This window comes from Alcanivorax sp. DP30, assembly GCF_009882945.1.
Taxonomy (GTDB): domain Bacteria; phylum Pseudomonadota; class Gammaproteobacteria; order Pseudomonadales; family Alcanivoracaceae; genus Alcanivorax.
Window position 1 is genome coordinate 1 of sequence record NZ_WTUY01000022.1, and the last position, 19,420, is coordinate 19,420.

Here is a 19,420-nt window from a genome sequence, read left to right on the forward strand (position 1 = left end):
CCTTGCCGAACTCAGAAGTGAAACGACATATCGCCGATGGTAGTGTGGGGCTTCCCCATGTGAGAGTAGGTCATCGTCAGGCTCTTAAATACAAAAAAAGCCCCTTAGCGTAGTTCGCTAAGGGGCTTTTTTTGTATTTAGGATCACGAGGAATTCCTTTCCCTACCTTGCGGCGAAGCCGCCATGTGACAAGCGATGCACCGCAGGGGCCAGCTTGGTGCGCCGCAGGCGTCCCGAAGGGATTACAAGCATGCTTGTTACCTGAGTGGGTCATGCCACGCAGATACACGCAACACGCCCGACGCCCAACACCGCCCGCCCTACGAGCCTGCCTGCAGGCGATCTTCACCCAATCCATCGCCTGCAGGCAGGCTTCTACGGAGAAAACACGTGGCTACCAGCCGCCTCGAATCCGACTACCCGAGGCCTCCACACCGCCAGGAGGCACGAGCATCCCTAGCATCAAGAAAACCCGAACATTACGCCATGCCCATGCCTGTCATCGGATCGCAACTCCCCCTTAACCAGAATTACTAGATTGTCGCTAATACTGGGCAGCAACTTCATTGCCCGGACCAATGCCATGTTGATTGCCTTGTTGTGCACTGCAGTCGCTATCGCCTTTCTTGTGTATCGCTATCACAAGCTGATGTATCACTTTCGCCCGGTTAAGGCTGGGAAGCTTTATCGCAGCGGCACGCTGGGGCCTGTGGGGCTGTGGGTGGTCCATCGCGTGTTGCGAGTGAACACAATCATCAATTTGCGGCAGGAATCCGAGTACCCCAAGAAAGATTGGTATGCCCGCCAGGCCGCTTTTTGTGAGCACAACCAGATTCGCCTGGTAAATATCCCGATGGCCCAGGACACGCCGCCAACCGAGTTCCAGATCCAGCAGTTTATGGTCGAGCTGGATCGTGAGGGGAGTGTCTGTCTGATTCACTGCGAAATGGGGGTGATTCGGACCGGAATGATGGTGGTGGCGGTGGCAACACGTCGATTCGGTGTTCGCGATCATCAGGTCTGGGAGCACTTCCCGTTGTATGGGCACAAGCTGGACTCCCGCCGCCAGCGAGTGCGGGATTTCATCCTGCACTGTGCGGCGGGCGTACCGGGCAAGGTGTCAGCCTAATAGCGGACAATCGCCCGGCAGATAGAGTGCGAGCCTGCCCGGGAGAACCTTGATTTCAAAGCGGGTGTCCTTGATTGGCTCACCATCCAGATTGAAATGCATGGGGGAGGGAGTTTCGACGGTGAGGGTGCTCACCCGGTGACGAATGAAGAGGCCTTCATAGTCCGGATCCTGGCGAGCCTCGCTGTCAAAAAGCTCCCTGACCCCTGCAAGCAGATCCATGTCCGCGGGCAGGATAGCCACATCGATCAAGCCATCGTTGATAACGGCATCAGGGCACAGACGTTGCCCTCCCCCGGCCTGTTGGCCGTTGCCCAGTCCCACGGCAAGAAACTCTCCCTGCCAGTGGAAGTCGTTGTTGGTAAACGTACCTGAAGCGGCCTTGATCTCAGTAAACTTGCTGAGTCCGGTCAGGAAATAGGCTGCGCCGCCCAGCATCTTCTTGAGGTCTTCGGAGGTTTCGGTGGTGACTTCCGTTCCAAACCCGCCGGTTGCCATATTGATGAAGTACTGATCGTTGATCTTAACGGCATCACAGGGAATGGGTTCACCATCCAGTAGCGCGAGGGCGTCAGCTTCGTCTTCAGGGATGGCTGCGGCGGTGGCAAAGTCATTGGCGGTACCCAGTGGCACGATCGCCAGGGCCAGGTCGTCCTTTTCGCTGGCAATCATGGCATTGGCAATGTCACGTATGGAGCCATCCCCACCGGCCGCGATGATGGTCTTGTAACCACTACCCAGGGCTTCCCGGACGTACCGTTCAGCGTCCCCTCCTTCCCACGTGACCCGGACAGCCAGATCCTCGCCGGTGTCCCGGCGTGATTGTACGGCTTTGCGCAGGGCGTCGTTGCTGGCTTGTTTGCCATGCAGGATAAGAAATTTTCGGTCACTCATCGCATGTCCTCTGCTGAAATGAATAGCTAAATCCTAGCGGGCGATTGTTGCTGCGTCCGCTGTTGTTGGCCTGACTTTACAACTGTTGATGCTCTTTATCGGGTTTGGCTATCAGTACCATACAGGGATAGTTATAGAGAATGGCGAAAGCATACCTGATAATCATTATCATTAAATGGAGGCAGCCATGATCAAGACAATGAGCTTTGCGGCAGTGCATTTTTCGGTGGCGTTTGTCGTGGTCTGGGTGATGACCGGAGATTGGCGTATTGGCGGGTTGACCGCCATGGTTGAGCCTTGTGTGAATACGGTGGCGTATCACTTCCACGAGAAAGTGTGGAAACGTCGCAATAACGGACAATCCCTGAATAAAACGGTCATGTCACAGGATAAACTCAGTGTTTACTCTGCATAGGCCGTTGGTTAAGCTATCGCCAAGTATACATTTTCAGGGGTGGATGTCAGGTGCAAAGTCGTAGCAGTGACATAGATGCAATTCGCCAGGTTGTTAACCAGGTACTTGAGGTGCATGCACGTGAGGATGGGGCGCAGCGCTCCCAGGCGCGGGCTGAGATTCTGATTCACTCCATGCAGGTGTTTGCGCAGCGTGGCCTGCAGAGAACCACCGTGCAGCATCTCTTGGATGCCTCTGATGTATCCCGCCGGACGTTCTACAAGTATTTCCGCAACAAGATGGATGTGCTGGAAAGCATTTACCGGATCTTTGTGGACAACATGCTTCTGCATTTCCACAAGGAAGTGAAGCAGGCGGGCTCGGCCAACGACATTATCCGCAACACCACCAAGGTCTACTTCGAGTATCACGTGAGTATGGGGCCTATCATCAAGTTGATGATGGAGGAGGCTCGCTCATCGGACTCTGCGCTGGCCCCTCACCGGATGCGTGCCCAAGGGATTGCGTCTGAGGTGCTGGCATCCCAGATCAGCCGCTTTACGGGCCGTGACTACGATCCGTTGGTGTTCCGCACCATGCTGTGGATGCTGGAAAACTACTCCCTCTACATCTTTGATGATGGCGGTTTTTCCCAGGATAGGCTGGAGCAGTGCCAGCGAGTTGCCATCGGGATTGCCGAGTCGTTGGTGCTGGGGGAAGTGACACCGGGGATGCTTGATCGCCCGGTGCCCGCATCCTGAACGTCGTTATTCCGGCTTGATAAACTTTAGCGTCATGCGGTCGCTTTCGCCGATCGCCTGATATTTCTCCCTGTCCTTGTCGCCCAGTCGCAGCGTGGGCGGCAAGCTCCATACGCCGGCCGGGTGGTTTGCCTGGTCTTTCGGATTGGCGTTGATCTCGGAGCGCCCGATCAGCTTGAAGCCGGCCTGCTGCGCTTGCTCGATTACATACCCTTCGCTCATGTAGCCCGTCTCGATCTGGCGATCCAGCGGTCGTACTTCCGGGGCACGGTGCTCAACCACTCCGAGAATGCCTCCGGGTTTCAGAGCCTTGTAGAAGCTGGCAAATACGGCTTCACTTTTTCCTGCCTTGGCCCAGTTGTGTACATTCCGGAATGTCAGCACGCGGTCGACGGTACCGGCGGGGGCAATAACAGAGTAGGCAGGAGGGGCCAGGGCGGTAACCCGAACGTGATCGTAAATGTCGGGATGTTGTGCCAACCGGGTCTTGAATTGGGTGACAGAGCGGCGATAAAAGGCGATATCGCTGTCTTCGGGAAAGTGTGCCGCGTAAAAGGTCCCTGAATCATGCAGCCACGGCGCCAGCAGCGACGTGTACCAGCCGCCGCCTGGCCAGACCTCCACCACGGTCATATCCTTCTTAACATCAAAGAACTGGAGTGTTTCTACCGGGTGCCGGTACTCATCACGGGCTTTTTCTGCTGGGGTGCGGTGAGAGGCATCAACCAGATGTTGCAGGGTGGATGCGTGCATCACTGAACTGGTGAGCAGGGCGGTGAGAATGAGCGTGAGACGCATGAAAACTCCTATCGTAGGCCGCGGATAAGCACCTTCATGTAATCTGTGGCCTGTTGCTCCAGGCTGCCTTCGCCGGTGAGGGCCCAAGTGTAGGTGGTGCCGATCACCAGATTTACCATTAACAGGATGGTATCGTAAGTGGGCAGGGCAACGAAGTAGCCGTCTTTGCGAAGTTCATTGAAAAAGGCGTCGGCCACGGGCAGGTTCTGCTCAATCAGAGCCAGGTATTGACGCTGGATATCCCCCATGAAATCCCCGGCCTCCTGAATGAGAACCCGGCTGAAGGCCTGGTTCTGTTCCAGATAACCTGCGACCTTGCGGCACAGGTTTTCCAGGCGCTGTAGCGGTGTCTCCACGCTCATCAGTGCTGACAGGATGATGTCGCGAATATCGTTAAGGTTCTCTTCTACGATAGTGAGTAGCAATGCTTCTTTGGAAGCGAAGAATTTGTAGATGGTGGCCTTGCCCACAGCCGCTTGCTCCGCAATGGTTTTTACCTCTGCGGTGCGGAAGCCTTCGCGGGCGAAGACTTCCTGGGCGGCTATGAGTATGCGGGCGCGGCGCGGGTCATCCATGACTTAAAGTTCCTTGCTGTCCTGACAGCTTAGAGGTACTTGATTTTTTCCAGCTGCTCTTCCAGCTTGGCAAGTTGTGAGCGGTAGTCATCGAGCTTGGCCTTTTCCTTGTCGATGACCGCCTGAGGCGCTTTGTCGACAAAGTTCGGGTTCTTCAGCTTGCCTTCTCCGCGGCCCACTTCCTTGCGCAACTTGTCGATTTCCTTGCCGAGTCGATTGATCTCGGCTTCCTTGTCGATCAAGCCAGCCATGGGTACCAGGATTTCCATGTCTCCCACCAGGGCGGTGGCCGAAGCGGGAGCGGAATCTTCCGGTGCGAGCCAGGTAATGGATTCCAGTTTGGCCAGCTTGCTGAGGAAGGTGCGGTTGGCATCCAGCAGGGCTTTATCGCTTTCCTTGCCATTGTGCAGGTACAGCGGCAGCGCCTTGCCCAGGGGAATACCCATCTCGCCACGGATGTTTCGCACGGCGGTGATAACATTCTTGATCCAGGCGATGCCGGTTTCTGCGTCGCTGTCGATCTGGTCATGCTGCGGTGCCGGGAAGGGCTGCAGCATGATGGTCATGGCGTCTTCACCGGCGGCGGCTGTCTTGCCTGCCAGCGGCGCAATGCGCTGCCAGATTTCTTCGGTAATGAACGGCATGAACGGATGCGCCAGACGCAGGATGGCTTCCAGTACCCGTACCAGAGTACGGCGGGCGCCACGCTTCTGGGCTTCGGAATAATCGTCGCTGTACAGCACCGGCTTGGACAGTTCCAGATACCAGTCGCAGTATTCGTTCCAGATGAATTCGTAGGCGGCATGGCTGGCCACGTCAAAGCGGAAGCCATCCAGTGCTTCACTGACTTCTTGCTCGGCGCGTTGCAGGGCGGAAATGATCCAGCGATCAGCGATGGACAGTTCCACTTCACCGTCGAGGCCGCAGTCCTGCCCTTCGGTGTTCATCATTACGTAGCGGGCAGCATTCCAGATTTTGTTGCAGAAATTCCGGTAACCTTCGATGCGTCCCATGTCCCACTTGATGTCACGGCCAGTGGAAGCCAGAGACAGGAAGGTAAAGCGCAGGGCGTCGGTGCCGTAGGCATTAATGCCGTCGGGGAAGTCCTTGTGAGTGCGCTTGGTGATCTGCTTTTCTTTCTGTGGCTGCATCAATCCTTTGGTGCGTTTTTCTACCAGCTCGTCGAGCTTGATGCCGTCAATCATGTCCAGCGGATCGAGCACATTGCCCTTGGACTTGGACATCTTCTGGCCGTCATTGTCCCGCACCAGACCATGGACATAGACCTTCTTGAAGGGCACCTGATCCGTGAACTTGAGCGTCATCATGATCATCCTGGCCACCCAGAAGAAGATAATGTCGAAGCCAGTCACCAACACATCGGTGGGATGGAAGGTGCGCAGGGCGTCCGTATCTTCGGGCCAGCCCAGGGTGGAGAAAGTCCACAGTGCGGAACTGAACCAGGTATCCAGAACATCATCGTCCTGACTCAGGGGCGTGTCGCCGAGATTATGCTCGGCGCGCACTTCCTCTTCGCTGCGACCTACGTAGACATTGCCGTCGGCGTCGTACCAGGCGGGGATACGGTGGCCCCACCATAGCTGGCGCGAGATGCACCAGTCCTGCAGGTCGCGCATCCAGGAGAAATACATGTTCTCGTAATTCTTGGGAACAAACTGGATATCACCATTTTCCACGGCGGCAATGGCCGGCTTGGCCAGTTCTTCCACGGCAACAAACCACTGGTCCGTCAGGTAGGGTTCGATGATGACGCCGGAGCGGTCTCCACGCGGTACCTGAAGCGTGTGGTCGGCCACTTTTTCCAGCAGACCCAGGGCGTCCAGGTCGTCCACCACCTTCTTGCGGGCCTCCACGCGGTCCATGCCTCGGTAGGCTTCCGGCACTTCATCATTGAGTGCCGCATCGATGGTCAGGATATTGATCATCGGCAGGTCGTGACGTTTGCCCACTTCGTAATCGTTGAAGTCGTGGGCGGGAGTGATCTTCACGCAGCCGGAGCCGAAGTCTGGATCCACGTAGTCATCGGCAATGATGGGGATATCGCGATCTGCCAGCGGCAAGCGAATGGTCTTGCCGATCATGTCCTTGTAGCGCGGATCATCCGGGTGTACCGCCACGGCGGTATCACCGAGCATGGTTTCCGGGCGGGTGGTGGCGACCACCAGGTGACCGGAACCATCGGATAGCGGGTAGCGGAAGTGCCACATGTGGCCCTGTTCTTCCACATTCTCCACTTCCAGATCAGAGATGGCTGTATGCAGTTTGGGGTCCCAGTTTACCAGGCGCTTGCCGCGGTAGATCAGGCCTTCCTTGTGCAGGCGCACGAACACTTCGCGCACGGCATTGGACAGGCCGTCGTCCATGGTGAAGCGCTCGCGGGTCCAGTCCACGCTGGCGCCCATGCGGCGCAGCTGGCGGGTAATGGTGCCGCCGGATTCGCCTTTCCACTCCCAGACTTTCTCGAGGAATTTCTCACGGCCCAGTTCATGGCGATTGGTGCCTTCACCTGCCAGCTTGCGCTCTACCACCATCTGGGTGGCGATGCCGGCATGGTCGGTGCCCACTTGCCAGAGAGTATTGCGGCCCTGCATGCGGCGGTAGCGCACCAGGGTGTCCATGATGGTGTCCTGAAAGGCGTGCCCCATATGCAGGCTGCCGGTCACATTGGGTGGCGGGATCATGATGCAGAAGGAGTCCCCCTGGCCGGAGGGCTTGAAGTGGCCCGCCTTTTCCCAGGTTTCGTACCAGGATTGCTCAATACGATCGGGTTGGTAAGTCTTTTCCATGATCAGCGCCTGTTGCCTGAAGAGAGTTGCCAGCAAAAATGAGGGCGAATTATAACGAAGCCGGGCGGCGACGTCGCGCCCTGTCGTGGTCGGCAGGCGGGGAGTAGGGGTGTTCAGGTTTTGCGGCGCAGGGCGTCGCGTAGCCGCAACCGCAGGGCCTTTTCCAGCTTGGGCAGTGCTTCCTCGACCAGGCTATCCACAATCCGCTCGATGTCAGCGTTGCTCAATTGCTGCTGTGGTCGGGGTGCCGGTTTCGCCGGGGGCGGGCTGGGCCGGGCCAGAAATGGATTGGTTCGCTCGCTGGCCAGCTTGCGAATCTGCTCACTGTCCAACGTGGGGGTGTGACTGGCAGAAGAAGACGATTCCATATCATCAAGCAGGGACTGGATGTCGCCCAGTTCCTGAAGCAACGCCTGCTTGCGTGATTCCTGGTCGTCTTTCATTCCTGTGATCCTGAGGCGGGCAGTTTAGCCCAGTTCGTGAGTGGTGACGGGAAAGCCACGCTCACGGTAAAAACGAAAGCGCTGGCGTCCGGCCTGTCTTTCATTGTCTGCCCCACTGATCATTTCTGCCACCCTTTGGAAGCGGGAGGCAAAATCCGGTACCTGGTCGGTCAGATTGATGAGCACGTCGTGATGGTCGCCGGGATCCGGTCCATGGCCCAGAATGACGGGGGCTTGTCCTTCGTTCTGCACCATGTGGGGCAAAAAGCCGGTTTTGGGAGTTTGCCAGAATTCGCTGTCCAGCTGGCGTGCATGGGCCTCATTCTGGCAATGCACATACACCATTCGCCCTTGTTTCAGGGCCTTGTCGGCGATTCGCCAGGCCAGCGCCTGGCGAACACTGTCGCCGATCTTGCTGCTGAGATAGAAGGTCACTTCCGTCATGTTAATAAGCCTGAAGCTCGACGCCGGACGCTGGACGGGTGTGGCCTTGTCGGGCGCCCGGCATCAGCCATCAGGCGTTGTCCATCAGGTAGCGGGTGAGCATGGGGACCGGGCGGCCAGTGGCGCCCTTGGTCATGCCGCCGCTGATCCAGGCGGTGCCGGCGATATCAAGGTGTGCCCACTTCACGTCCCTGGCAAAGCGTGACAGGAAGCAGGCGGCTGTGATGGAACCCCCTTTGGGACCGCCGATGTTCTGCATGTCTGCGAAGGGGCTGTCCAGCTGGCTCTGGTATTCGTCCCACAGGGGCATGGGCCAACCGCGATCGCCAGTGGCCTGGCCGGCAGCCAGCAGGGCCTGACTGAGGTCGTCGTCGTTGGCATACACTGCCTGGGCATGGGAGCCCAGGGCAACCACGCAGGCACCGGTGAGCGTGGCAATGTCGATGACCGTGTGCGGCTTGTGCTTTTTCTGCACATAGGTGAGCGCATCGCACAGCACCAGACGGCCTTCCGCATCGGTGTTGAGAATCTCCACGGTCTGGCCGGACAGGGTCTTGACGATATCGCCGGGGCGGGAGGCTCGGCCATCGGGCATGTTTTCCGCTGCCGCGACGACGGCCACCATGTGGATTGGCAAGTCCAGCTCGCAAACGGTTTTCACCGTACCGAAGACGCTGGCGGCGCCGCCCATGTCGTACTTCATTTCGTCCATGCTGGCACCGGGCTTGAGGGAAATGCCACCGGTATCAAAGGTAATGCCCTTGCCAACCAGTGCGACAGGGCCTTGCTTGGTGGGCTTGGTGCCCTTGTATTCCATGACGATGATTTGTCCCTGGCGCTCGGAGCCCTTGGCGACTGCCACAAAGGCGCCCATGCCCATTTTTTCAGCCTGAGCCTGGCTGATCACTTTGACGGTGAGCTTGTCGTAGGCCTTGCCCAGATCCCTTGCTACCCCGCTGAGATATTCCGGGTAGCAGTCATTGGGGGGCAGGTTGCCCAGATCCCGTGCCAGATTCACCCCTTCGGCCACGCCCTTGCCGGTTTTGTGGGCCTTGGTCAGGGCAGCGTCTTTTTCTGCGTGCCAGAAGGTCCACTTGGCGAGCTTGCCGGCCGGGGCAGGCTGGCTGAGATACTGGTCAAAACGGTAGATGCCTTCTTCTACAAGGCGCGCGCCTTCGCGAACCTGCCACTCCAGCGGCTGGGGCAGGGTATCGTCCAGCAGCCAGATAGCGTGTTTTACCGGGGCAGTATTCAGTGTTTTGACGGCATTGCGCAGCAGGGTCTGCCATTGCTGATCACTGGGCTGGCTGTCGCCGGTGCCGATCAGGAGGATGCGGTCTGCACTGATGCCTGCAGGGCCATGCAGCCATACGGATTGGCCCTTGCCGCCATTGAAGTCGCCAGCTTTGATCAGAGCGGTCAATTGCTTGCCGGTCTCTTCCGGCAGTACGGCGGGCAGGTCGCTTTTCTTGCCCATTGTTACAATCAGGGCGTCGGCTTTGATTTTGTCCAGGGGCCGGTTACTTGCTGCGAAATCCATGTTGTCTCCAAGTCGATAAGGTACTGCCAACATCGGGAAATAGTGGGGCCTCGGCGCAGGAAACGCAATCGGGGGCGGGAAGCATTATCACCTTTGATGGCCTGTCAGTTACACTAGGCGCAATTCTCCGTGGTCTCCGGTGGTGTGCGTTGCCGGTGGCGGTTTTCAAGCGGAGGGTATCGGTGCCGCAGGCATTGCCTGCCTTTACTGGCATTGATGCTTTTCATGCAGACAGGGACGAGTGGGCCACCCCTTGATTCTTCATCGTTATATCAATCGACAATTGTTCATGACCACGGTCATGGTCACCTTCATTTTGGTGATGGTGCTGGTCAGTGGGCGCTTCATCAAATACCTGGCGGAAGCGGCCGCGGGTGAAATTGCCGCAGATGCCCTGTTTCTGGTGATGGCATTCCGGATGCCGGAATTCCTGCAGATGATCGTGCCGCTCAGTCTTTATATCGCCCTATTGCTGGTGCTGGGCCGTATGCACATGGATAACGAAATGGTCGTGCTGCAGGCGGGCGGCCAGGGCCATGGCCGTATTGTGCGCTCCCTGATCGTGCCGGTGCTGGCAGCGACCACTCTGGTCGGTATGTTTTCCCTGTACATCACCCCGCGCGGGGATGCGGAAGTCACCCGTATCTTTGAAGAGCAGAAAGACCGTTCCGTGCTGGAGCTGCTCACGCCCGGCCGCTTCCATGTGAAGGGCTCGCGCAATGCCCAGCGAGCCACCTATGCGGAGCACCTGAATCGGGAAAAGGGTGTGCTGGAGAATGTGTTTGTGGCCGATGCCCGTTTCGAGGGGCAGGGCGAAGCCAACCGGCTGCTGACGGTCTGGGCCAAGAGCGGCAAGCTGGTCATGGAAGAGGGCGTCAGTTATCTATTGCTCACGGATGGCTTCCAGTATCAGGGTAAGCCCGGGCAGCTGGATTACCGGGAAATCGGATTCGATGAAGCCAGGGTGCGCATTGGCGGAGAAAAATCGGACAGCCGCCCTCCTGAGGTGCGCGGACGTTCCACCAGGGAACTTGTCACGCTTCGCAGCGATAACCAGGACGCCATGGCGGAATTGCAATGGCGTATTTCCCTGATTCTGACCGTGCCGATCATGGCACTGGCGGCCATTCCGCTGGCCAGGGTGAATCCACGCCAGGGCCGCTTTTATCGTCTGATACCGGCGGTGCTGGGCTACATGCTTTACGTGGGGATGCTGCTGGTTTGTCGCAGCGCCATTGAAGACCATCGCGGCGGGCCGCTCCCCTGGTATCTGCATATGGCCTGGATCCATCTGGTGGCAGCCATCACGGTGTTCCTGCTGTATTTCGGCGGACGCATTTTCCGCCGGAGGGTCAGCACATGAAATTGTTGAATCGGTACTTCTGGCGCACGGTGCTGGTGCCCACCATGGCGATTCTGGCCATTATTGTCGGCCTTGATTGCCTTTTCGGATTTATCTACGAACTGGAAGCGCTGCGGGGCAATTACCAGGTTTGGCAGGCGTTGCAGTTCATTCTGACGACGACCCCGCGCCGGGTGTATGAATACCTGCCCATGGCGATTCTGCTGGGTACCCTGATCGGTCTCGGACTGCTGGCCAACAGTGGCGAGCTGTCCGTGATCCGCGCTGCCGGGGTGTCTACCCTGAGGGTAAGCTGGTTGGTGCTGCGCCCGGTGCTGCTGCTTATTATCCTGTCCATCCCGCTGGGTGAATATCTGACCCCGTACACCGAGCAGGTGGCGCAGAGTAACCGCTCCATGGCAGAGGGTGGTGGAGAAGCGCTGCGCTCCAAATACGGCTACTGGCATCGTGAAGGCAAGGAGTTCATCCATATCAATGCGGTCCAGCCCAACGGCGTGCTGTACGGCCTGACCCGCTATCGCTTTGATGAAAGCCACAAGCTGCAGGAAACCCAGTTTGTGGAGCGCGCCATTTACCAGGGTGACGTCTGGGTCCTTGAAGGTATCAGCGGAACCCGTCTGACCAACGAGCGCACCCAGGTATACAACCAGAGCAATGGGGAGTGGGTGACGAAGCTGACACCCGAATTGCTCAGCATTGTGGTACTCGAACCGGATAATCTGGCACTGGAAAAGTTGCTGGAATACACCGCCTACCTGAAACGGCAGGGGCTGGAAACCGCGGACTACATGCTCAGCTTCTGGCAGAAGTTGTTCATGCCGGTAGCAACTATTGGCATGGTGCTGATTGCCATTTCATTCGTATTTGGGCCGCTGCGTGAAGTGACCATGGGGCTGCGCCTTACCGCGGGCATTGTCGCCGGTCTGATCTTCCATTACGGCCAGCAGTTCTTTGGCCAGTTGTCACTGGTGTTCCACACCGAGCCGCTGGTGGCTGCCGCGTTGCCGCCTGTGTTGTGCTTTGTGCTGGGCATCTGGCTACTGCAACGGGTGCGATAAGATGATCTGGCGTGGGCAGGGACGCACCCATAAGGGACGACGGGCAACCAATGAAGATGCCCTGGTCTGCCGCGATGGCGAGGGGCTGTGGGCGGTCATCGATGGCATGGGAGGGCATGAGGCCGGGGACCTGGCCGCCAGCATGGTGCGGGAAAGCCTGGAAACCTTGTCTCTCGGCGGCGGTATTACGCATCGTCTGGTGGCTGTCGAAACTGCCTTGCAAACTGCGAATCATGCGATTCGTCACCATGCAGCGATCAACATGCGCAGCAAGCCCATGGGGGCCACGGTGGTGGTGCTTCTGATTTATCGTGGGGAAGCGGCCGTGGTGTGGGCAGGTGACTCCCGCCTCTACCGGTTTGATGATGACGCCATGGCCATGCTGACCCGTGACCACACCCCGGTGCAGGCGTTGGTGGATGCCGGCCAGCTCGACGAGCAGCAGGCCATGAGTCACCCGCGAGCCAATGTGATTTACCAGGCGGTAGGTATCGGTGAAAGGCTGCAGCTGGACCAGATCCGTTTTGAAACGCGGGGAACAGAGCGCTTTTTATTGAGCAGCGATGGAATCCATTCAGTGCTGGGGGTGGCAGACCTGGCCTCCCTGATGCGTCACCGGGTTTCTCTGTCTGGAGTGCTCAAGGCGGCACTGGATAGAGGTAGCCGGGATAATGTGACCGCAGTAATTGTCGCCGCAGACAGGGAAGAATAGCTGGAAAAGCCGACACGGGCTGGTATACTCCCGCCCCACTGCCAGAGTGGTGGAATTGGTAGACACGACGGATTCAAAATCCGTTGCCTTCGCGGGCGTGCCGGTTCAAGTCCGGCCTCTGGTACCAAATGAATAAAAAAGCCCGCTTTTTGCGGGCTTTTTTATGTCCGACGCAGTGACACCTTGGAGATGGAGTCCGGGATGATCGACTATGCCCCCCCTGCCGGTTTGTTCAAGCGCCTGATGGCGCTGGTCTACGATGGCTTTCTGGTGCTGGCGCTGTGGTTTGTCACTGCCGGAATTTTTGTACTGGTGTATCCCGGTCTGGGTTTGCCGATGGAGTCCATCAATGGTGTGGACCGTGCCGCGCCGGCATACCTTAAGGGGCTGCTGTTTCCGTTGTTGATGGTTGAGACCTGGGCCTTCTACGCCTGGTTCTGGGTGCGCGGTGGCCAGACCCTCGGCATGCGCGCCTGGCGGCTGCAGGTCCGCGATTACCGGGGCGGCCCGGTGAAGCTGTGGCAGACAGTGGCCCGTTTTGCCGCTGCCTGTCTGTCCTGGGCGCTGTTTGGCGCGGGCTATCTTGTGGTACTGGTTGAGCCTCATCAGACTCTGCATGATCGACTGTCTGCCACCGCTACAGTGCAGCTGCCGAAAAAGCCGAAGAAGAGCTGATTCTTCCTCTGCCCCTCTCGCAAAGCCGCTGAAGGAGTTCCTCTTGAGGGACGAATCACGCCTTAGCGAGAAAGGGCTGTCGGGTTTCTCCAGATCGAGCTTGGAGCCTGGCGTCGTTGCATTTCCTCGCCAAGACTCGGATTCACCCCTCGAGAGGAGCTCCTACGGGGACTCAGTAGAAGCCTTTAAGGGTGTTTTTTCCCTTTCCAATACCGGGTATCCTTGCCCTCCCTTGAACTTCCGTGCCGGTACAGTACGTGAACGTCGACGATTTTGATTTTGAACTCCCGGACGGGCTGATAGCCCGCCATCCGCCTGCCCAGCGCCGCGATGCGCGTCTGCTGGCGCTGACTCGTGATGACCTGCAGCACCAGCAGTTCCCGGATCTGCTGAGTCATGTGAGCCCCGGTGATCTGTTGATCTTCAATGACACCCGCGTCATTCCTGCCCGCCTGTTCGGCCAGAAGGAAAGTGGTGGCAAGGTGGAAGTGCTCATCGAGCGGGTGGTGGATGATCACGAAGCGCTGGCTCATGTGCGCGCCTCCAAATCTCCCAAGCCTGGCTCCTGGTTGCAATTCGATCAGGGCGTGCGAGCCCAGGTAACAGGGCGACGGGACGCGTTGTTCATCCTTGAATTCCATGGCTGCGATACCCTGCTCGGTGCTCTCGAGCAGATCGGCCATGTGCCGCTGCCGCCTTATATCGATCGTCCGGACGAAGCCGGAGACATGGAGCGTTACCAGACAGTCTATGCACGCGAGCCGGGGGCCGTTGCTGCGCCCACCGCCGGGCTGCATTTTGATGAGGCGATGCTGGCGGCGCTGGAGCAGCACGGGGTTGATATCGGCTATGTGACCCTCCATGTAGGAGCAGGGACATTCCAGCCGGTGCGCGTGGACAAGGTGGAAGACCATCACATGCACAGCGAGCGCTATCAGATCCCTGAGACTCTGGTGGAGCAGGTGGCCCGGGCCCATGCTCGCGGGGGGCGGATTGTGGCGGTGGGTACCACCGCGTTGCGCGCCCTGGAGGCGGCCAGTCAGTCCGGCGGCTTGATGGCGGGGCAGGGTGAGACTGAAATCTTTATCTATCCGGGCTACCGGTTCCGGCTGGTGGATTGTCTGGTGACCAATTTCCATCTTCCCAAGTCCACGTTGCTGATGCTGATCAGCGCCTTCGCCGGTCGCGACCGGGTCATGGCCGCCTATCAGGCAGCAATTGACGCGCAATACCGGTTTTTTAGCTACGGCGATGCAATGTTTATTGAGCGGGTGGATATGCCTCCCGCAGAGGGGCGTTGAATGTCTCGAATGCAGTTTTCTCTCAATGCTACCTATGGTTCTGCGCGGCGCGGCCAGATCACCTTTCCGCGCGGCACCATCCAGACGCCAGCTTTTATGCCGGTAGGTACCTACGGCACAGTGAAAGGCATGTTGCCAAAGGATCTGGCCGACACCGGCGCAGAAATCTGTCTGGGCAACACTTTTCACCTGATGCTGCGTCCTGGCACTGAGGTCATCGAGGCCCACGGTTCCCTGCACGGCTTTATGCAGTGGGACAAGCCGATTCTCACCGACTCGGGCGGGTTTCAGGTGTTCAGTCTGGGGGAAATGCGCAAGATTTCAGAGCAGGGGGTGGTGTTCAAGAACCCCATCAATGGCGACAAGGTGGAACTGACACCGGAAAAGGCCATGCAGGTGCAGCGCTCCCTGGGCAGTGATATCTGCATGATCTTTGACGAATGCACGCCGTTCCCGGCCACTGAGCAACAGGCCCGGGATTCCATGGAGCTTTCACTGCGCTGGGCCCAACGCTCCAAAGACGCCCATGAAGGCAATGATGCCGCCTGTTTCGGCATCGTGCAGGGCGGCATGTATGACAACCTGCGCCGCGAATCCCTCGAAGGGCTGGTGGATATCGGGTTTGATGGTTATGCGGTGGGCGGCCTCAGCGTGGGTGAACCCCAGGAAGAGATGCTGCGTACCCTGGGTAACCTGACGCCGCACATGCCGGAAGATCGTCCCCGTTATCTGATGGGAGTGGGCAAGCCGGAGGATATTGTGGAGGCGGTACGCCGCGGAGTAGACATGTTCGACTGTGTGATGCCCACCCGCAATGCCCGTAACGGCCATCTGTTTACCGCGCAAGGCGTGATCAAGATCCGCAATGCCAAACATCGTCATGACCTGTCTCCCCTGGAGGCGGGTTGTGACTGCTATACCTGCCAGCATTTCTCGCGCAGCTACCTGCACCATCTGGATCGCTGCAACGAAATGCTTGGTTCCCAGCTCAATACCATCCATAACCTGCGCTATTACCAGCGCCTGATGGCTGGATTGCGGGGGGCCATTGAAGGGGGTACATTGTCCGCCTTTGTGGACGACTTCTATGCCGCGCGGGGCGAGCAAACCCCGGCGTTATGACTGCTTACTGGAGTAAACAATGAAAATCGCAATGCGTTCCCTGTTGGCCCTGCTGGCGTCTGCCATGGTGTCCCCGGCTTTTGCTGCACCTGCCTCACCGGCTGGCCCGGGTGGCGTCGAACTGATCATGCTGGTTGTGATGATGGTAGTGTTCTATTTCTTCCTGATTCGCCCGCAGCAGAAGCGTGCCAAGGAGCACAAGAGCCTGGTGGAGAACCTGGGCAAGGGTGATGAGGTCGTCACCAGCGGTGGCATCCTCGGCAAGATTGCCAAGGTCACCGATGACTTTGTGGTAGTGGAAATCAGTAACAACCTGGAAATCAAGCTGCAGAAACAAAGCATCCAGGCCACCCTGCCCAAGGGCACCATCAAGTCCATCTAAAAAGACTCTGCCCCGTCCTGTACGGGGCTTTTTATTACACCGGACACAACCGGAATAAACACCGGAAAGAGCTATGACCCGCTATCCACGCTGGAAATTTTTTCTCCTTCTGGCCGCGCTTGTTGTTTGCGGCCTCTATGCACTGCCTAACCTTTACCCGGATGCTCCGGCTATCCAGATCAGCCACGCAGAAGCTGGTGGTGAAGTCTCCGATATGACTCGCCAACGTGTGCTGAGCGCCATGGATAAGGCCGGCCTTCAACATGGGCCCGGGGAAGTCGTAGGCACGTCTCTGTTAGTGCGTCTGTCTGATACCGAAGCCCAGTTGCGTGCCCGCGAGCTGGCCTCTGAAACGCTGGGCGACAATTATGTTGTTGCTCTCAATCTGGCGGCAACCACGCCTGAATGGCTGCGCGCCATCGGTGCCAGCCCCATGAATCTGGGGCTGGATCTGCGTGGTGGTGTGCACTTCCTGCTGCAGGTGGATATGGATGCGGTCGTCTCCAGCCGGATGGAAGCCTGGGCAGGCAATGCCAAGCTCACTCTGCGGGATGCCGGTGTGCGCTATCGCAGTGTGGAAATGGATGGCACAACCCTGACCGTCACCTTTGCGGATCAGGTGGCCGCCGACGCGGCCCGCGCATCGCTCCGTCAGGCGCTGGACAAGTTCACCATGAAGCCCGCGGGGGATTCGCCGGAAGTGGTGCTGGTGCTGAACGACAGCGCGCTCAAGGAAATGCAGGACTATGCGGTGGACCAGAACCGTACCGCGTTGAACAAGCGAGTGAATGAACTTGGCGTGGCAGAAGCCGTCGTTCAGCGTCAGGGGGCGGATCGCATCGTGGTACAGCTTCCGGGGATTCAGGATGCCTCCCAGGCTCGCCGGATTCTGGGCCGTACTGCGACCCTGGAATTCCGGTTGGTCGATAACAGCGTATCTTCTGCGCGTCTGCGTACCGGGATTGCTCCTCCGGGGCTGGAGTTCTTTCCCTTCAAGGGTCAGGAAGGCCGTATTGTGGCCCTGAATAAATCCAAGATCGCCACCGGTGATCAGGTGATTGATGCTCGTATGGGTTTCGATCAGCAGTCCGGCTCTCCGGAAGTGAACGTGACTTTGGATTCCGACGGTGCCCGCCGTATGCAGAGGATTACCGGCAAGAACGTGGGCAACCCCATGGGCGTGCTGTTTATCGAAACCAAGACTGACGTGAAAAAAGTCGAGGGCGAAGATGGCAAGATGGTGGACAAGATCACCAGCACCACCGACAAATACGTGATCAATGTGGCCACCATTCAGGACACCCTGGGCAGCCGCTTCCGTATTACCGGGCTGGATAACCCGGCAGAAGCCTCCGAATTGGCGCTGCTTCTGCGTGCGGGTTCCCTGGCCGCGCCGGTCAGCATTGTGGAAGAGCGCACCGTAGGTCCAAGCCTGGGGGCCGAGAATATTGAAGCGGGCCTCAAGTCCATGGCGCTGGGGCTTTCGCTGGTGCTGATCTTCATGATCGTCTGGTACAAGCTGTTCGGCCTGATTGCCAATGTGGCTCTGCTGGGCAACCTGATCATCATTGTTGGCATCATGTCCCTGATTCCCGGTGCCACCATGACCCTGCCGGGTATTGCCGGCATCGTGCTGACCGTGGGTATGGCGGTGGATGCCAATGTGTTGATCTTCGAACGGATCAAGGAAGACCTGCGTCGTGGCCTCAACCCCCGCCAGGCCATCGAGGAAGGATACGCCCGTGCATTTACCACTATTCTGGATGCCAACATCACCACACTGATCGTGGCCGTGATCCTGTTTGCTGCTGGTACCGGTTCTGTTCAGGGCTTCGCGGTGACACTGTTCATCGGCATTCTCACCTCCATGTTCACGGCTATCATTGGTACCCGTGCCATGGCGGAAATGGTCTACGGGCGCAGCGCTCGTGCACCGACGAAACTGAGTATTTAAGGCGGTGATGCGATGAGTAAAGGAACCATGAACATTAATTTTATGGGCGCCCGCAAACCGTTGGGTGTTCTCTCCTTGTTGCTGGTAATTGCCTCGGTGGTGCTGCTGGTGACCCGTGGTCTCAACCTGGGCCTGGATTTCACCGGTGGTACCACCGTGGTGGTGAAGAGCCCAGTGGATGTGGAGTTGTCACAGGCCCGTTCCGATCTGGCGGCATCCGGTTTTAACGATGCCGTGGTGCAGCATTACGGCTCACCCAAGGAAGTGAACGTTCGTGTGGCGCCACGGGAGGGCTCCAATGCGGATGAAGTGGGTTACGACGTTTTTGCCGCACTAAAATTGCACAATGAAGAACTTGAGTTGATGAAGGTGGAGTTCGTCGGTCCCCAGGTAGGGGATGAGCTGCGCGACGAATCCGGCACTGCCATGTTGCTCGCTCTGGGGCTGATGATGGTTTATGTCTGGTTCCGGTTTTCCAACAAGTTTGGTGTTGCCACGGTGGTGGCCCTGTTTCACGACGTGATTATCGTGCTGGGTATTTTCTCGCTGGTGCAGTGGCCGTTTGATCTTACGGTGCTGGCGGCGGTACTGGCCCTGATTGGTTACTCGCTCAATGACTCCATCGTAGTGGCAGACCGGATCCGGGAGGACTTTCGTAATTCCCGGCAGAATGATCCGGATACGATTATCAATAGTGCCGTGAACGCCACTTTCAGCCGGACAATCAACACCTCCCTGACTACCTTGCTGGTGTTGGTGGCGTTGTATTTCTTCGGTGGTGAAGTGATGCGTGCGTTTTCTGAGGCGCTGCTAGTGGGTGTGTTCGTTGGTACCTATTCATCGATCTATGTGGTCAGCAACATTCTGTTCATGATGAAGGTAAGCAAGGAAGACTTCCTGATTCCTGAGCCGGAAGAGATTGATGAAATGCCATGAAAAAGCAGTTAAAAGTTAATGATTAAAAGTTAACAGCGAAAACAAAAAAGCCGCGATTCGTTCGCGGCTTTTTTGTTTGAGTACTGCCGTAGGAGCCTGCCTGCAGGCGATTAAGAAGCAAGCTACAGGCTT

General features: G+C 57.9%; 19 protein-coding genes and 1 tRNA gene. 13 read left to right on the forward strand and 7 right to left on the reverse strand.

Annotated elements, in window-relative coordinates; all coding sequences use genetic code 11:
• The first annotated feature begins 538 nt into the window (after nt 1–538).
• A complete protein-coding gene (locus GQF00_RS15240; protein WP_161320033.1) occupies nt 539–1,129 on the forward strand; it encodes a tyrosine-protein phosphatase in 591 nt (196 codons plus the stop codon).
• Here GQF00_RS15240 and yegS read toward each other — a convergent pair.
• Entirely contained in the window at nt 1,121–2,023 is a 903-nt protein-coding gene (yegS, locus tag GQF00_RS15245; RefSeq protein WP_161320034.1) for a lipid kinase YegS, read from the reverse strand. The genes GQF00_RS15240 and yegS overlap by 9 nt on opposite strands.
• A gap of 187 nt (nt 2,024–2,210) precedes the next feature.
• Here yegS and GQF00_RS15250 point away from each other — a divergent pair, with 187 nt between their 5' ends.
• Complete coding sequence (locus tag GQF00_RS15250; protein ID WP_161320035.1) at nt 2,211–2,438, forward strand: DUF2061 domain-containing protein; 228 nt, start codon at nt 2,211–2,213, stop codon at nt 2,436–2,438.
• A gap of 50 nt (nt 2,439–2,488) precedes the next feature.
• On the forward strand, nt 2,489–3,178 hold the full coding sequence (locus GQF00_RS15255; RefSeq protein WP_161320036.1) for a TetR/AcrR family transcriptional regulator: 690 nt from the start codon (nt 2,489–2,491) through the stop codon (nt 3,176–3,178).
• 6 nt (nt 3,179–3,184) lie between these two features.
• Here GQF00_RS15255 and GQF00_RS15260 read toward each other — a convergent pair whose 3' ends face one another.
• From GQF00_RS15260 to GQF00_RS15285, 6 genes are all read right to left on the reverse strand, one after another.
• A complete protein-coding gene (locus GQF00_RS15260) occupies nt 3,185–3,976 on the reverse strand; it encodes a class I SAM-dependent methyltransferase (protein WP_161320037.1) in 792 nt (263 codons plus the stop codon).
• Between the two features lie 8 nt (nt 3,977–3,984).
• Nucleotides 3,985–4,551, reverse strand: a complete 567-nt coding sequence (locus tag GQF00_RS15265) for a TetR/AcrR family transcriptional regulator (RefSeq protein ID WP_161320038.1) — start codon at nt 4,549–4,551, stop codon at nt 3,985–3,987.
• 29 nt (nt 4,552–4,580) lie between these two features.
• Nucleotides 4,581–7,358, reverse strand: a complete 2,778-nt coding sequence (locus tag GQF00_RS15270; RefSeq protein WP_161320039.1) for a valine--tRNA ligase — start codon at nt 7,356–7,358, stop codon at nt 4,581–4,583.
• 113 nt (nt 7,359–7,471) lie between these two features.
• Nucleotides 7,472–7,801: a hypothetical protein gene (locus GQF00_RS15275; protein WP_161320040.1), complete on the reverse strand. Its 330-nt coding sequence runs from the start codon at nt 7,799–7,801 to the stop codon at nt 7,472–7,474.
• A gap of 24 nt (nt 7,802–7,825) precedes the next feature.
• Entirely contained in the window at nt 7,826–8,245 is a 420-nt protein-coding gene (locus GQF00_RS15280) for a DNA polymerase III subunit chi (RefSeq protein ID WP_161320041.1), read from the reverse strand.
• Nucleotides 8,246–8,315: 70 nt separating this feature from the next.
• A complete protein-coding gene (locus GQF00_RS15285; RefSeq protein WP_161320042.1) occupies nt 8,316–9,785 on the reverse strand; it encodes a leucyl aminopeptidase in 1,470 nt (489 codons plus the stop codon).
• A 253-nt stretch (nt 9,786–10,038) separates the two neighbouring features.
• Between GQF00_RS15285 and lptF the strand changes: the two genes are divergently transcribed.
• The 10 genes from lptF to secF all read left to right on the forward strand — a co-directional run bounded on the left by lptF (nt 10,039) and on the right by secF (nt 19,288).
• Complete coding sequence (gene lptF, locus GQF00_RS15290; protein ID WP_161320043.1) at nt 10,039–11,148, forward strand: LPS export ABC transporter permease LptF; 1,110 nt, start codon at nt 10,039–10,041, stop codon at nt 11,146–11,148.
• Nucleotides 11,145–12,206, forward strand: a complete 1,062-nt coding sequence (gene lptG, locus GQF00_RS15295; RefSeq protein ID WP_161320044.1) for an LPS export ABC transporter permease LptG — start codon at nt 11,145–11,147, stop codon at nt 12,204–12,206. The genes lptF and lptG overlap by 4 nt, the downstream gene beginning before the upstream one ends.
• 1 nt (nt 12,207) lies before the next feature.
• Nucleotides 12,208–12,918: a PP2C family serine/threonine-protein phosphatase gene (locus tag GQF00_RS15300; RefSeq protein ID WP_161320045.1), complete on the forward strand. Its 711-nt coding sequence runs from the start codon at nt 12,208–12,210 to the stop codon at nt 12,916–12,918.
• A gap of 40 nt (nt 12,919–12,958) precedes the next feature.
• Nucleotides 12,959–13,045, forward strand: a tRNA-Leu gene (locus GQF00_RS15305).
• 74 nt (nt 13,046–13,119) lie between these two features.
• Nucleotides 13,120–13,593, forward strand: a complete 474-nt coding sequence (locus GQF00_RS15310; protein WP_161320046.1) for an RDD family protein — start codon at nt 13,120–13,122, stop codon at nt 13,591–13,593.
• A 257-nt stretch (nt 13,594–13,850) separates the two neighbouring features.
• Nucleotides 13,851–14,894 carry a tRNA preQ1(34) S-adenosylmethionine ribosyltransferase-isomerase QueA gene (queA, locus tag GQF00_RS15315; RefSeq protein WP_161320047.1) on the forward strand — a complete coding sequence of 348 codons (1,044 nt, stop codon included), beginning with the start codon at nt 13,851–13,853 and terminating at the stop codon, nt 14,892–14,894.
• A gap of 9 nt (nt 14,895–14,903) precedes the next feature.
• Nucleotides 14,904–16,016, forward strand: a complete 1,113-nt coding sequence (tgt, locus tag GQF00_RS15320) for a tRNA guanosine(34) transglycosylase Tgt (protein ID WP_161320062.1) — start codon at nt 14,904–14,906, stop codon at nt 16,014–16,016.
• Nucleotides 16,017–16,035: 19 nt separating this feature from the next.
• Nucleotides 16,036–16,398 (forward strand): preprotein translocase subunit YajC, encoded by a 363-nt coding sequence (yajC, locus tag GQF00_RS15325; RefSeq protein WP_161320048.1) that lies wholly within the window; start codon nt 16,036–16,038, stop codon nt 16,396–16,398.
• Nucleotides 16,399–16,471: 73 nt separating this feature from the next.
• Nucleotides 16,472–18,352: a protein translocase subunit SecD gene (secD, locus tag GQF00_RS15330; RefSeq protein WP_161320049.1), complete on the forward strand. Its 1,881-nt coding sequence runs from the start codon at nt 16,472–16,474 to the stop codon at nt 18,350–18,352.
• Nucleotides 18,353–18,379: 27 nt separating this feature from the next.
• Complete coding sequence (gene secF / locus GQF00_RS15335) at nt 18,380–19,288, forward strand: protein translocase subunit SecF (RefSeq protein ID WP_161320050.1); 909 nt, start codon at nt 18,380–18,382, stop codon at nt 19,286–19,288.
• The last annotated feature ends 132 nt before the right edge of the window (nt 19,289–19,420 follow it).

Coding starts and splice junctions, on each gene's coding strand:
- yegS (WP_161320034.1), bottom strand. CDS start 2,023: ATGAGTGACCGAAAATTTCTTATCCTGCATGGCAAACAAGCCAGCAAC.
- GQF00_RS15250 (WP_161320035.1), top strand. CDS start 2,211: ATGATCAAGACAATGAGCTTTGCGGCAGTGCATTTTTCGGTGGCGTTT.
- GQF00_RS15260 (WP_161320037.1), bottom strand. CDS start 3,976: ATGCGTCTCACGCTCATTCTCACCGCCCTGCTCACCAGTTCAGTGATG.
- GQF00_RS15265 (WP_161320038.1), bottom strand. CDS start 4,551: ATGGATGACCCGCGCCGCGCCCGCATACTCATAGCCGCCCAGGAAGTC.
- GQF00_RS15270 (WP_161320039.1), bottom strand. CDS start 7,358: ATGGAAAAGACTTACCAACCCGATCGTATTGAGCAATCCTGGTACGAA.
- GQF00_RS15275 (WP_161320040.1), bottom strand. CDS start 7,801: ATGAAAGACGACCAGGAATCACGCAAGCAGGCGTTGCTTCAGGAACTG.
- GQF00_RS15280 (WP_161320041.1), bottom strand. CDS start 8,245: ATGACGGAAGTGACCTTCTATCTCAGCAGCAAGATCGGCGACAGTGTT.
- GQF00_RS15285 (WP_161320042.1), bottom strand. CDS start 9,785: ATGGATTTCGCAGCAAGTAACCGGCCCCTGGACAAAATCAAAGCCGAC.
- lptG (WP_161320044.1), top strand. CDS start 11,145: ATGAAATTGTTGAATCGGTACTTCTGGCGCACGGTGCTGGTGCCCACC.
- GQF00_RS15300 (WP_161320045.1), top strand. CDS start 12,208: ATGATCTGGCGTGGGCAGGGACGCACCCATAAGGGACGACGGGCAACC.
- GQF00_RS15310 (WP_161320046.1), top strand. CDS start 13,120: ATGATCGACTATGCCCCCCCTGCCGGTTTGTTCAAGCGCCTGATGGCG.
- tgt (WP_161320062.1), top strand. CDS start 14,904: ATGCAGTTTTCTCTCAATGCTACCTATGGTTCTGCGCGGCGCGGCCAG.
- yajC (WP_161320048.1), top strand. CDS start 16,036: ATGAAAATCGCAATGCGTTCCCTGTTGGCCCTGCTGGCGTCTGCCATG.
- secD (WP_161320049.1), top strand. CDS start 16,472: ATGACCCGCTATCCACGCTGGAAATTTTTTCTCCTTCTGGCCGCGCTT.
- secF (WP_161320050.1), top strand. CDS start 18,380: ATGAACATTAATTTTATGGGCGCCCGCAAACCGTTGGGTGTTCTCTCC.